15 protein-coding genes are annotated in these 13,634 nt (G+C 29.3%); 3 read left to right on the top strand and 12 right to left on the bottom strand.

Annotated features, from left to right (window positions below; all coding sequences use genetic code 11):
* The 9 genes from B5E92_RS02320 to B5E92_RS02280 form a co-directional block, all read right to left on the bottom strand.
* Positions 1-906, bottom strand: coding sequence for an alpha/beta hydrolase (locus tag B5E92_RS02320; RefSeq protein WP_087298810.1), 906 nt, complete (start codon positions 904-906; stop codon positions 1-3).
* A 9-nt stretch (positions 907-915) separates the two neighbouring features.
* Complete coding sequence (locus B5E92_RS02315) at positions 916-1,671, bottom strand: HAD-IIB family hydrolase (RefSeq protein ID WP_087298808.1); 756 nt, start codon at positions 1,669-1,671, stop codon at positions 916-918.
* Positions 1,672-1,737: 66 nt separating this feature from the next.
* Complete coding sequence (locus B5E92_RS02310; RefSeq protein ID WP_087298807.1) at positions 1,738-1,989, bottom strand: kinase to dihydroxyacetone kinase; 252 nt, start codon at positions 1,987-1,989, stop codon at positions 1,738-1,740.
* Between the two features lie 31 nt (positions 1,990-2,020).
* On the bottom strand, positions 2,021-2,704 hold the full coding sequence (locus tag B5E92_RS02305; protein ID WP_239406374.1) for a pseudouridine synthase: 684 nt from the start codon (positions 2,702-2,704) through the stop codon (positions 2,021-2,023).
* A gap of 106 nt (positions 2,705-2,810) precedes the next feature.
* On the bottom strand, positions 2,811-3,659 hold the full coding sequence (locus B5E92_RS02300) for an aldo/keto reductase (protein ID WP_087298806.1): 849 nt from the start codon (positions 3,657-3,659) through the stop codon (positions 2,811-2,813).
* Positions 3,660-3,972: 313 nt separating this feature from the next.
* Entirely contained in the window at positions 3,973-4,731 is a 759-nt protein-coding gene (locus B5E92_RS02295; RefSeq protein WP_087298805.1) for an SDR family oxidoreductase, read from the bottom strand.
* A 95-nt stretch (positions 4,732-4,826) separates the two neighbouring features.
* Positions 4,827-5,240 carry an iron chaperone gene (locus B5E92_RS02290; protein ID WP_087298804.1) on the bottom strand — a complete coding sequence of 138 codons (414 nt, stop codon included), beginning with the start codon at positions 5,238-5,240 and terminating at the stop codon, positions 4,827-4,829.
* A 115-nt stretch (positions 5,241-5,355) separates the two neighbouring features.
* Positions 5,356-6,036 carry a fructose-6-phosphate aldolase gene (locus B5E92_RS02285; RefSeq protein WP_087298803.1) on the bottom strand — a complete coding sequence of 227 codons (681 nt, stop codon included), beginning with the start codon at positions 6,034-6,036 and terminating at the stop codon, positions 5,356-5,358.
* An 18-nt stretch (positions 6,037-6,054) separates the two neighbouring features.
* The gene (locus B5E92_RS02280) at positions 6,055-8,466 is read right to left on the bottom strand and encodes a glycyl radical protein (protein ID WP_087298802.1); all 2,412 of its coding nucleotides are present in this window, start codon (positions 8,464-8,466) and stop codon (positions 6,055-6,057) included.
* Between the two features lie 181 nt (positions 8,467-8,647).
* Here B5E92_RS02280 and B5E92_RS02275 point away from each other — a divergent pair, with 181 nt between their 5' ends.
* Positions 8,648-9,544, top strand: a complete 897-nt coding sequence (locus B5E92_RS02275; protein ID WP_087298801.1) for a glycyl-radical enzyme activating protein — start codon at positions 8,648-8,650, stop codon at positions 9,542-9,544.
* A 16-nt stretch (positions 9,545-9,560) separates the two neighbouring features.
* Here the strand turns inward: B5E92_RS02275 and B5E92_RS02270 are convergent, their stop codons facing one another.
* Positions 9,561-9,785 carry a hypothetical protein gene (locus B5E92_RS02270; RefSeq protein WP_087298800.1) on the bottom strand — a complete coding sequence of 75 codons (225 nt, stop codon included), beginning with the start codon at positions 9,783-9,785 and terminating at the stop codon, positions 9,561-9,563.
* A gap of 125 nt (positions 9,786-9,910) precedes the next feature.
* Positions 9,911-10,657, bottom strand: a complete 747-nt coding sequence (locus B5E92_RS02265; protein ID WP_087298799.1) for a DeoR/GlpR family DNA-binding transcription regulator — start codon at positions 10,655-10,657, stop codon at positions 9,911-9,913.
* A gap of 202 nt (positions 10,658-10,859) precedes the next feature.
* Here B5E92_RS02265 and B5E92_RS02260 point away from each other — a divergent pair, with 202 nt between their 5' ends.
* Positions 10,860-11,891, top strand: a complete 1,032-nt coding sequence (locus tag B5E92_RS02260; protein ID WP_087298798.1) for a GTP-binding protein — start codon at positions 10,860-10,862, stop codon at positions 11,889-11,891.
* Entirely contained in the window at positions 11,891-12,832 is a 942-nt protein-coding gene (locus B5E92_RS02255) for a GTP-binding protein (protein WP_087298797.1), read from the top strand. Before B5E92_RS02260 ends, B5E92_RS02255 begins: the two co-directional genes overlap by 1 nt.
* Positions 12,833-12,877: 45 nt before the next feature.
* Here the strand turns inward: B5E92_RS02255 and B5E92_RS02250 are convergent, their stop codons facing one another.
* Positions 12,878-13,573, bottom strand: a complete 696-nt coding sequence (locus tag B5E92_RS02250) for a biotin--[acetyl-CoA-carboxylase] ligase (RefSeq protein WP_087298796.1) — start codon at positions 13,571-13,573, stop codon at positions 12,878-12,880.
* Positions 13,574-13,634: the final 61 nt, after the last annotated feature.

Here is a 13,634-nt window from a genome sequence, read left to right as displayed (position 1 = left end):
TTAAAGACACGATTTTATAAAATCATCATACAAATCAATTACTTCTTCTTTCCAAAAAACTGCCCCACCATGATCACTGCCACGAACTAAATACAGTTTAACACTTTTACCGGCATTTTTTATCGCCTGATATAATTCCACGCTTTGTTTACAAAATACTGTTTTATCTTTAGTACCATGTAAAATAAGCATCGCTGGATAATCTAAATCAACATAACTTTTAACATTAGCTACCTTTGCTTCCTCAATATTTTCACGAATATTATATCCCATTAACATTCCTTCAGGACTATCAGGAAGCTGATGATTTAAAGTTGAAGGAAAACCATCAGGCATTGTAATATCAACAGCACCATATAAATCAATAATCCCTTTAACAAAACAATCATATTGATTAATTGGCTGATCAAACAAATCTGTTTTAGCAGTCATCCCAATCATCGCACTAGTGTGACCTCCCGAAGAATCACCCATGACAATAATGTTATCACTATCTAAATGATATTGAGCATGATGGGCTTTTAAATAACGAATTGCATTTTTACCATCAATGATCTGAGCTGGAAAATGAGCGATGCCACTATGACGATATTCAACAATAGCACAAACATAGCCTCTTTTTGCCAATGCTCCAATATTGGCAACATTACGATAAATATTTTGTTTTTTCCAAGCAGATCCTTGAATAAATATTACCCCAGGAAACTTTTTATTAGGGTGATTAAATATTGAAGGTACTAACAGTTGTAAATGCAAATCAACACCATCTTTTCGATCATAGACAATATCTGGAAGATAATCAACACCAATTTCTTCTCCAGTCATTTTTATTTCAGGTATATTATCTAGATTACAAATGTAGTCTGGCATGGTTTCATAAGTATATTCTTTAACTTCTATTTTCATGATAACCTCCTAATCCTTTTGTAATAATTGTTCAATACATTGATCTAAATGACTAACAACATTGTTTGCTACTTGTTGTACTTCTAAAGGACTATAATCAAATGTAAAACTATTATCAACAAATTCAAGCATGGAAATATCGTTATATGAATCTCCAATGCAAGCCAAATCGTTTTTATCTAACTGATAGTAATTGGCAATTGCTTCAAGACCGCTTTTTTTAGAACAGTCTTTAGCGACAACATCTAATGCTGTTTTATTTTGAAAAATTTCAATATCTACGTATTGTTGTAAATCCTGTTTAGCACTAAAAGCTTCCTTTTCAGTTTTGAACATTAAAGAAAAACTAATAATTGTTTTGTCTAACAGTTGTTTTTTGGAAGTTAGATTAATAATAAAATCTGATGAAAAATCATTCTTACTATTTACAAAATAAATTTCATTTTCAGTAGCAATTAACATTTCAACATCATTATAACTATCCATAACTTTTTCAACTGTTGTCAAAGTTATCTCTTTTTTACTAATTAGTTTAAAATCCCGATCTAAAACAATAGCTCCACTATTTACAATATAAAAATCAAATTTAAAATCAGGTGAAGCAAAATCAGTAACCCCAATTAATGGTCTACCAGTACAAACTCCAAATTTATGTCCTAAAGACTGGAATTTTTGAATTGCTTTAATATCATCTCTTCGATAATTTTCTAATTGATGTTCAAAAAATAATGTTCCATCAAAATCACTAGCTAATAACAAATCCATTTCCTCCTTTTTTATGAATTTTTAATATTATTTATCAAAAAAGAGCTAACATTTGTTAACCCTAGTCTAACCTTTTAATCCTCTTGATTGGCGATCCATATCTTCAACAACAATATCGTAAATTTCTCCTAAAGAAGCACAATACTCTAATACCTTCCAAGGCTCATTAGTATGGAAATGAATTTTGATTAAATCTTTATCACCTACAGCCAATAAACAATCCCCTTTAAAATTATTTGTAAAATATTCATTGATAGCATCTTCATCAAGGTTTTTACCCTCTATTAATAACTGGGTATCATATCGAAATTCAAGCATACTATACCTCCTTTTTTTATTATATCACAATTTATAATAAGCTTAAGATTTCTTGATTAGTCAGATCTCGAAACTCGCCTTCTTTTAATCGTTCATCTAATTTTAAAGCTCCAAATTCAATTCGTTTTAATTTTACAACTTCATTATCTAGACTTTTAAACATCTTTTTAATTTGATGATATTTACCCTCACTAATCGATAAATAACAATGAAAATCATCGATCATTTCAAATTCTGCAGGTAAACATTTGATATTATGATCAATAATAATTCCTTGTAAAAATACTTCCTTTAAATTATTAGTAATTTTCTTTTGGGCTTCCACCAAATATTTTTTAATAACATGATTACTAGGTAAAAGCAGCTTTTTTGATAAACTATGATCATCGGTTAAAATCAATAAACCAGTGGTATCTTTGTCTAAACGTCCTAAACAATAACAATCTTTATTAGTTATCAAATCAATTACACAAGGATATTTTAGATCATGATTAGCACATATATAACCTTTGGGCTTATTTAACATAATATAAGTAAAAGGCTGGGCTTTTAAAATAGTTTGTTGATAAATAATCTGGTCACTAAATTTAACAGGATATTTATGATCTTTTATAACTTCACCATTAACTGTTATCTTACCTTGTTTTATCAGTTTACGACAAGTCGAGGCATTTCCTAAATTATTTTTCATTAAAACATAATATAAATCTTTCATTTTAAAATTTCCTTTATAAAATTAGTTAATTTTATGATACATCAATTATTAAAAATAAGCGATAAAAAACTATAGCATTAAACTTCTGTTATAAAACCATTACATTTTAATATTGATAACAATTTAAATAAATTCTTTTTATAGCTTTTAAATCAAGATTATCAAAAATATTGCCATCGATCCTATCAAGACTGCTTATTGCTTCCATTTCCTGATCAGTCAACTTAAAATCAAATATTTCTATATTTTCTTTAATTCTTTTTAGATTATGACTTTTTGTCAATATTACAATTTTTCGTTGCACCAACCACCGTAAAATAATCTGCCCAACATTTTTATGATATTTATTAGCTAAATCAATTAAAATCTTTTCTTTAAACAACTCACTATTACCTTGACTAAAAGGTGAATGGGCTTCATGAATAATTTGATATTGTTTCATAAAAGCATTAGTATCTTGATGTTGAAAATACGGGTTTGTCCTAATTTGATTAATTACCGGTTGAATTTCCACATGCATTATAAAATCCATAAGTCGATCAGCATACATATTACTAACCCCTAAAGCCCGTATCTTACTTTCGTGATAAGCTTCTTCCATAGCTTTCCACATACCATAGATATCACCCATTGGTTCATGAATCAACAATAAATCCACATAATCTAATTGCAATCTTTTTAAAGCAGCATCAATAGCTAATTTAGCTTTTTCATATCCAGCATCCTGAACCCATAATTTAGTAGTAATAAATAATTCTTCACGTGGGATTTCGCATTCTTTAATAGCTTGACCAACTTCAATTTCATTCATATAAATTGCTGCAGTATCAATAAGTCGATAACCAGCTTTAATAGCCTCTATTACACATTGTTTACATTCATCCTTTTTTATTTGATACACACCAAATCCTAATGTCGGCATTTTAATACCGTTATTTAATGTTACATATTCCAAAACTATTCACCCCTTTTTATAGTTTTATTATATGTAGATATATATTTGTAAACAATTTTTATTACTAATGATATTTATAAGTATTTCTTATTTTAGAGATAAATTAATAATTCTTAATAATTTATTAAATGTTTTATTAATAATTTTCTGCTATGATAATGGTGTAAAAAATGGAGGGGTTAAAATGAATCCAGCAGTAGCAATTGTAATTATGTCTATTATCGAAGTCATTGGCATTAATATCTTTTTACGTCATCGCCATAATGATTAAAAATTGACGACAAAAAGCATCTAGATAATACCTAGATGTTTTTTATTGTTTTTTCTTTTGTTGAAATGATGCAATTATAATATATAAATAATTAGGTAAATAACGGCCTGAAGTCATCGCTAATTTCATTTTTATAGTTGGAATAATAACAACTTTACGCTTTTTCATTTTAGACAAAGCATACTTAGCACAATAATCAGCTCTAATTCCCTTTAAAGCAAATTTAACCTGAGCCACATCATTAAACTCAGTATCAACAGGTCCTGGACATAAACAGCCTACATATACATTACTATTTTTTTCCTTTAACTCTCGAGCAATTCCTTGTGTTAAACTTGTTACATATGATTTAGTGGCATAATACGTACTCATATGTGGTCCTGCTGGCATTAATCCAGCACAAGAAGCCACATTTAAAATATAACCATTATCATTATGTTCCATTTTTTCCAACATTAGTTTTGTTAAGATGTGTAAAGCTACACAGTTAACTTCAATCATCTCTATTTCTTTTAATAAAGCAATTTCATCGAAATTCCCACTAATACCAAAACCAGCATTATTAATTAAAATTTCAACATTTAAATCTTTAACTTTCTCAAACAACTGATAACAATCATTTTCATTCTTTAAATCCGCTTCAATTATCAAACAATCAGTATCTAATTCTTTTGCCAATTGCTCTAATCTAGCCACCCTTCTAGCGACCAATACTAAATAATAACCTTGCCTAGCTAATAATTTTGCAAACTCCTTACCAATACCAGAACTTGCCCCTGTTATCACTGCATATTTTTCCATTAGTAATCACTTCCTAAAAAATATTTTACACTATAAATTATACGCCGGCAATTAAGCAAAATTTATTATTTTATAAAATTAATAATAGCAAAATATTATTCTTGATTAATATCTTGAAGATAACACCACTTAGCTATTTTTGTGATTAATTTTTCAGATAAAGGTTGCGTGAATAAAATTTTAATTACACCGTTATGAACTTTATAATCTGATAAATGATCATGAAAAAATAAAACTGCTTCTTTGCCTGGATATAAACTAATATCATTTTTATTAACAGCAAAGTGAATTATATTGTCGTTATTTTTCCAAGTTGGCATTCCCCATGCAATCGTTGCTTTTGCTTCTGGTATTGCCTTATTAATAATGTCTTTGAGTTCAATTAATAGCGGTTGAATTTCTTTTTCTTGTCTAGCTATATATTCATCAATCGTAGTAGGTTTTTCACCACAATAATGACTCTGATTTTTTCTTTTAAATACTCTTTTACACTTGGGACATTGCCACATATCTTTCTCCTTTAAATAACCTTTTATAAATTGAAAATACCACATACTTATTAACGTAATATATCTACAGCTGCCTATCATTCAAAAAAGCAGCACTTAGTTGTGCTGCTAATTATTATAAATCACAAATTCCTTTATTCTCACCATACATTGCATACCAGTCATTATTAAAATCTGCTACTGCTTTTTCAATGTTTGGATTCTTGAAGATTTGATTTAATACGGCTACTGGTGCTGTTATTGCATGTGAGCCACTATTAAAAGCATCTCGAACTTGTTGTACCCCTTTAAAGCTTGCTGCTAATATTTTACAATCATATCCATCTACTTCAATCCTTGATGATAGTTCATGGATCAATTCAAATGGATCACTTCCTAGATTACCGATACGATTTACATATGGAGCAATATAATCAGCTCCGGCTTCTAATGCCATATAGGCTTGCATTAAATCATAAACAGCTGTCGCCGTTACATTCATGCCACGAGCTTTTAATTCTTTAATAGCTTTAATTCCTTCATATGAAACAGGTACTTTAATATATACTAAATCATCGATTTCCTTTACAATTCGTTTAGCTTCTTTAACCATAGTTTCACAATCCAAACCAGTTACCTGGATATGCAAACTGTTTTCCATTCCAATCATTTCTCTGATTTTACGCATATGATCAAAGAAATTTTCAGGATTAGTTGCTTTTACTATTGAAGGATTACTAGTAACTCCTGAAATTGGTAAATACTCTACTGCTTCTTCAATTTCTTTTAAATCTACTGTATCAATTATAAATTCCACGTCTTAAACTCCTTTCATTTATAACGTTTGTTCTGTTCTCTCTATAATATCATCTTGTGTAGCTTTTGACAATACATTGAAAAATGCAGAATAACCAGCAACCCGAACAATTAAGTCTTTATGCTTTTCAGGATGTTTTTGTGCATCAATTAATGTTTCTCTAGAAACAACATTATATTGAACGTGATAACCTTCTAATCGATTAAAGAACGTTTTAATTAACATTTCTAATTTTTGTTTATTTTCATCACTTGATAACATTTGTGGCGTTACTTTTTGATTTAATAAAACACCTCCAGTAATTTCATGGGTTGGTAATTTAGAAACTGATTTAAATACTGCTGTAGGTCCACTTTTATCACAACTATGAGCTGGTGAACAACCTTCAGCAAGCGGTGTCTGAGCTTTTCGACCATCAGGAGTCGCCATTGTTGAAAATCCTTGTCCAACATTTGCAGAAATTGATGAAGTTCCTGCATAACGGATCCCGCCAATAGGTCCACGTCCATAACGAGTATTTGGATATTTTTTCATTTCATCAATATAGCTATCATAAGCTTCAACAACTAATCGATCTACATAATCATCATCATTACCATATTTAGGAGCTTCATTGATTAACATTTTTTGAATCTTTTGATTTTCTTCACTTGTAAAGTTATCTAATAAAGCATCCCATAATTGCTGTTTTGTAATCTTCTTTTCTTCAAAGACTAATTTTTTAATTGCCGCTAAACTATCAGCCATATTAGCGATTCCTACTTGTAAACCTGAAATATAGTCATAGATAGCCCCACCTTCTTTAATCGTTTTTCCGCGACCAATACAATCATTTGTTAATGTTGAACATAAAACATCAGGGACATCACGTTCTGAAGCTAAATCAATTGCATTTTCAACAATAACACTCATTCTAGTTAGTTGGCGTACTACTTTATCCCAGGCATTCATCAAATCTTCATAAGAATCCATTTCTGTAAAATAACCACATTCTTCGACAAATCGTTTACCACTCGTCATATCAACGCCATTATTCATTGCAATTAATAAGATTCTTGGAAAATTCATATAACTCATACCAGTACAACGATAACCCCATTTACCTGGTACTGCTGTTTCAACACAGCCAATGGCTGAATAATCATAGGCATCTTCTTCTTTAACACCTTTTTCAATAAATGAAGGAATAATTACTTCATCATTATTAAATGCCGGCATTCCAGTTCCTAATTTCATAACTTCGATTGCTTCATCTAAAAATTCCTGATTTATATTTTTATGATATCTTACTGTTAAATTAGGCTGTGGTAATCTAGTTTGAGCAATTGATTTTAAAACTAAAAATGATAATTTATTAACTGCATCTTTTTTATCACGAGTTTGACCACCAATAGTTACATTTTGATACATTGGACTACCAGCACTTGAAAAAGTATGTGACTGACTACGAACTTTATTGATCGTTAAAGTTTTGATCCATAAATTATTCAATAACTCAACTACATCATCTTCACTTAAAATTCCGTTTTCTAAATCATGTTTCAAATAAGGATACATATATTGATCAAAACGACCATAAGATAAAGAATGTCCATTAGATTCAATTTGTAATATTAATTGAATAAACCATACTGATTGAATGGCTTCTTTAAAAGTTTCGGCTTTAAAATAAGGAACTTTTTTGCAAATACGGCTAATTTCTAATAATTCATCTTTTCGCTTACCATTAGCATTTTCGGCTTGTTTTTTTGCTAGTTCACTAAAACGAGCAGCAAAAGTTTTAACTGATTCAATGACTATTAAAACCGCTTTATAAAAATGATATTTATCAATGTTTTCTGGTTTACATAAATCTAAATCAGCTTTCAATTTTAAAACCCTGTTTTCATAGCTTACCAAACCATTTTCAAGAACATTTTGATAGTCTACTGCTAAATGGGCATCACCAGAATTTAATTTACCTTCCATACCAAAAAAACCAGTTTCCATAAATACACTAACTTCATCTGGTAATAAAGCTTCCCCTTTAGCTCTTAAATTATTATTTTCCCAAAATGGTGCAATTGATCTTAATGCTTCTTTAGTATCTTCTGTTATATAGAAAACATCCCCATCACGTTTTTCAAATAAATCAAGTTCATCAATAACGAATTTCATAGTATATTCGGGAAAAATTGGCGCATCTTTATTAGAAGATGCTTGATTTCCAACGATCAAAGTTTCATCTTCAATATAAATAGGCATTTTTTCTAAAATATTTTTTAACATTAATGCACGTTTCATTACTGCTGGTTGATTTTGATGCTTTTTATAAGCTTCAGTTACTAACAATGCTCTAGTTGCATCAATATATGGTTTTTTATCTAAAACTGCTTCTCTAAAACTATTCATTCGTGGTGTTAAATCGCCAAAATGTTCGACATTTTTCATATTATCTCCTCCGTTGTTTCGTTTGAAACTAATAATTGTTTTATTTACAATATCATCATAACATTAATTAGCATTTAGTCAAGAATATGTTTCATAAATAATTAAAATTGCTTTCATTTGAAATTGATTTATTTACTTTTATAACAACCTATGATAAGATAATTTTAAAGGAGCAAATATTATGAACCAAGGAATCATTTTTAATATTCAAAAATTTAGTATCCACGATGGTCCTGGAATTAGAACGACTGTCTTTTTTAAAGGATGTCCATTAAAATGTAAATGGTGTTCTAACCCGGAATCACAATTAGATAAAATACAAATTTTATATGATCAAACTAAATGCACTCATTGTTTAAATTGCTTAAATAGCTGTCCTGTAAAGGCTCTTAGTTTAGTAAATGATAAAATTATTATCGATCATAAAAAATGTATCGGATGTCTAAAGTGTGTTAATAACTGTTTAAATAGTGCTTTGACAAATGAAGGCGAATATAAAAATATCGATGAAATCGTTGATGAATGTTTAAAAGATGTTGCTTTTTATGAAGAATCTAATGGTGGTATTACCATTTCTGGTGGTGAAGCAATGTGTCAGCCAACTTTTTTAAAACAATTAGTGTTAAAACTAAAAGAACATAATCTTCATCTTGCAATCGAAACTACTGGTTATGTTGAATCGGCAACATTTCAAGAACTAGCTAAACTATTTGATTTATTATTATTCGATGTCAAACATGTAAATAATCAAAAACATATCGCTGGAACAGGTGTATCTTGTGATTTGATTAAGACTAATTTAATCTGGGCTTTAAAAAATAATATCTCTATATTACCAAGAATCCCAGTAATCCCTAATTTTAATGCCAGTAATGAAGACGCTAAAGAAATTGCTAGTTTTTTAGCCAATATAAAAATTAAAAAAGCTCAATTATTACCTTTTCATCAATTTGGTGAAAAAAAGTATGAACTTTTAAATCGTAATTATGCTTTAAAAAATATTAAAGCTCTTTATCCTGAAGATTTAAAAGAATATCAACAAATATTTATCGATCAAGGAATTGATTGTTTCTTTTAAAAAATACAGACTTCATTTATTTAGTCTGTATTTTTTGATGATGTTTTTTATGGTCTTCTAACCATTGTTTTTGTAGTTTTTCTAATAAAGATTTTAATTGATCCTGCTTTTCTTTTGATAAAGCCGATAAAATTAAACTTTCATCTTTTCCATGTTCTTGCAGTTTTTCACTCTTGTGTTTAGCCACTTGGCCACAAATTGATAATAATTTTACTAATTCATTTTTACTTACTGATTTCATCTTATCCACCCTTCCTTAACAAAAAAAGAGTTGTGCCTCACGATTGGATTTACGTGATAACACAACTCATCTTAACTACTTAAATTATAACTACAATTACTATTTTCATCAAACGATATTAAATACTATACCGCGATTACTTCAATTCCTTGTTCTTCTAAATACAATTTACTACTTTCATTTATTTTATCATCAGTAATCACACAACTAACTTGACTAGTTGGTACTAAATTAATTAGACCAAGCCGACCAAATTTACCTGAATCACTAACAACGATAACTTTATCAGCTTGTTTAGTCATATCTTTTACCGTTTCCCCTCGCATAAAATCATTACCAGTAAATCCAGTTTTTTCATTAAAGCCGTCGATTCCAATAAATAATTTATCCACAAAAAAAGGTTCCATACATCTTTTAGTAATTGGTCCAACCATAACCTGAGATTCTTGTTGATATTGACCACCAAGCAAAATAATATCAACATGACCGTTTTTTCTAATATAATCAGCAATAAATGCTGAATTAGTGATGATTGTCACATCTTTTTTAGTCTTAGCAATCTCTAAAGCTAATAAAGCACAACATGAACCAGATTCAATCATAATTGTTTCCCCGTCATTAACCATTGTTGCCCCATAGCTCGCTATTTTCTGTTTAATATCATAGCGATAAGCTAAACGATTATTAATATCATCACTTTCATTTAGCTTAGCATAACCGTGTTCTCTAATTAAAATACCGGTATTTTCTAAATGATCTAGATCTTTACGAATTGTAACCTGGGATACTCCTAATAATTGCGATAACTTACTTACTTCTACTTTTTTATATTTCGTAAGTAAATCTAATATCTTTGTATGTCTTTCATTCATAACTATCACTCTCTTTGACAAAAGGATAACATAATCAAATTTTATTAGCAACTTTTCTTATCTTTTTATCACTTTCAACATCAAATTACTTACAAAACTTAAAACATCCATTTATATATTACTTTTGTCTTTTATGATAAGATACATCATTTGAACGATTAAATTCTTAATGCTATAATAGTCACGAATAGGAGATGATTTAATGACAAAAGTAGATATTATTTCTGGTTTTTTAGGGGCTGGTAAAACAACCTTTATAAAAAAATTAATTAATGATGTATATCAAGGTCAACAAATAGTTTTAATTGAAAATGAATTTGGTGAAATTGGTATTGATGGAACTTTTATGAACAATGCTGGTATTGAAGTAACTGAAATCAATTCCGGTTGCATTTGTTGCAGCTTAGTTGGAGATTTTGAAGCTTCATTAAAAGAAGTGTTAGAAACTTATCATCCTGATCGCATCATTATTGAACCATCAGGAGTTGGTAAACTATCTGATGTAATCAAAGCAGTTGGTGATGTTAACAGCGATGAATTAGAACTTGATAATTATATTGCTGTTATTGACGCTAAAAAATGTCGTTTATATACTAAAAACTTTGGTGAATTTTTCAACAATCAAATTGAATATGCTTCACTAATTATCTTAAGCAGAACTCAAGATGTTACTGAATATCAATTAGATGAATGCATTAAAATCATTAAAGATCATAATGATAAAGCAAATATTATTACTACACCATGGGATCAGCTAACAAAAGAAACTCTTGTTAATGCATTTAGTGATAGTGATAATTTACGAGATGAATTACTAGCTGAATTAGATGTTTGTCCAGAATGTGGTCATCATCATGAACATCACCACGACCATGACTGTGGCTGCGAACACCATGAACATCATCACGATCATGATTGTGGCTGTGGACATCACCACCATCACCATCATGCTGATGAAGTATTTACAAGCTGGGGTAAACAAACACCTAAAAAATATACTAAAGAACAGTTAGAAGCTATTTTAAAAGAGTTAAGTAGCGATAATAGCTTTGGCAATATCTTAAGAGCAAAAGGATATGTTGATAGCAATGAAGATAAATGGTGGTATTTTGATTTAGTACCTGGCGAATATGAAATTAGAACTGGTAATGCTGATTTTACTGGACGTATTTGTGTCATTGGTGAAAAATTAGATGAAGCTAAATTAGATGCTTTATTTGAGGGAGTGGCTTAATGAGTACTCGAGTATATATTTTTGCAGGATTTTTAGATAGTGGTAAAACTACATTTATTAATGATACTTTAAGTAATCCTGATTTTTATAATGGTGAGGATACTTTGTTAATTAGTTTTGAAGAAGGCGAAGTTCCTTATCAAGAAAGTATCTTAAAAAGAGCAAATACTAATTTAGAAATTCTTGATCATGAAAACTACACATCTAATGATTTAATGGCATTAGAAAATAAATATCATCCTACGCAAATTTTAATTGAAGCTAACGGGATGATGGATTTGAACGCATTTGTAAAGGAAATTGTTCCTGAAAACTGGAATGTTGTTCAAGTCTTAACAACTATTGATACAACTACTTTTTCAATGTATGTAAGTAATATGCGTTCTTTAGTATATGGGCAAGTTGTATTTAGCGATTTAGTAATCTTTAATCGTTATAATCGTAATGTCAAAAAATCATCATTACGGAATAATATTAAAGCTATTAATTCTAATGCTCAAATCATCTATGAGTTACCTGATGGTACTATCGATACTTTAAACACTGAAGAAGAAATGCCTTTTGATATTAATCAAGATCGAATTGAAATTCTTGATCATGATTTTGGTATTTTTTGTATGGATGTTATGGATCATCCTCGAAAATATGAAGGTAAGACAATTAAAATCAAAGGTAAATTTATTGGTTTAGACCGAGTATTAGATAATGGATTTGTCTTAGGACGACAAGCAATGGTATGTTGTGAGCAAGATACATCTTTAATAGGTTTAATTTGTATTAGTCCTTTAGCTAAAAAACTGATTCCTGAAGAATGGGTTAGCGTTGAAGGAAAAATACAAGTTGAATATGATACTGAATATCAAATGGATGTGCCAGTATTACCAGTAGATCATCTTGAAGTCGTTCCACCACTAGATAATCCTTATGTTACATTTGATTAAAAAAGAAGCTATAACGAATAAACCTTTTTATTCGTTTAGCTTCTTTTATTTACTGTGTAATGAAATCTCATTAATCAGCTTATTATGTTTTATATTATTACTATCGATAAAATCAACAGTACCATCTTCATTTAATGATGTAAATGTCACTAAACCATAATCTTCAAAGTTAACTTTTTTATCCTTTAAATAAGCAATATCATTGACATAATCAAGAATTTTATTATAACATCCTTGTTGATAAAGATTATAATAAATATTAAAATACGTTAACATTGCAATCATTAAAGACTTCACATGATACTCTTGACCTGTTTTCATTTTCATCGATGCAAAACTACCACTAATAGAATTAACATTCAAGCCAATTCCTACTATAATTCCCTTTAAATTTGATTCAAAAACAGCCTCAACTAAAATCCCGCAAATTTTCAAATCATCAACATAAACATCATTTGGCCATTTTATTTTTGCTTTGATCCCATAACGTTCTAATAAACCTACTACGCTACAAGCAGCTATTTGTGTCATTTTATGTAAATCCTGAGGGTTTTTAAAATCCTTAACCAAAATACTCATTAATAGATCTTCGCCCGGCTTGCTTTGCCAAACATGACCATTTCGCCCTTTACCACTAGTTTGATAATTACAACGTACAACACTTAAATTATTTAACCGGTCAATATTTTTTTTTACGTACTCATTAGTTGAATCCACTGTATCTAATTCGATATAACTCATCATTACCACCCCACTAGATACTTTTAATTATAATACAACCTTACCGATTAAACAAATAATT

The sequence above is a fragment of the Erysipelatoclostridium sp. An15 genome, assembly GCF_002160675.1.
In the GTDB taxonomy this organism is placed as follows: Bacteria; Bacillota_I; Bacilli_A; order Erysipelotrichales; family Coprobacillaceae; genus Thomasclavelia; species Thomasclavelia merdavium.
This window is presented reverse-complemented; position numbering and strand designations above follow the sequence as displayed.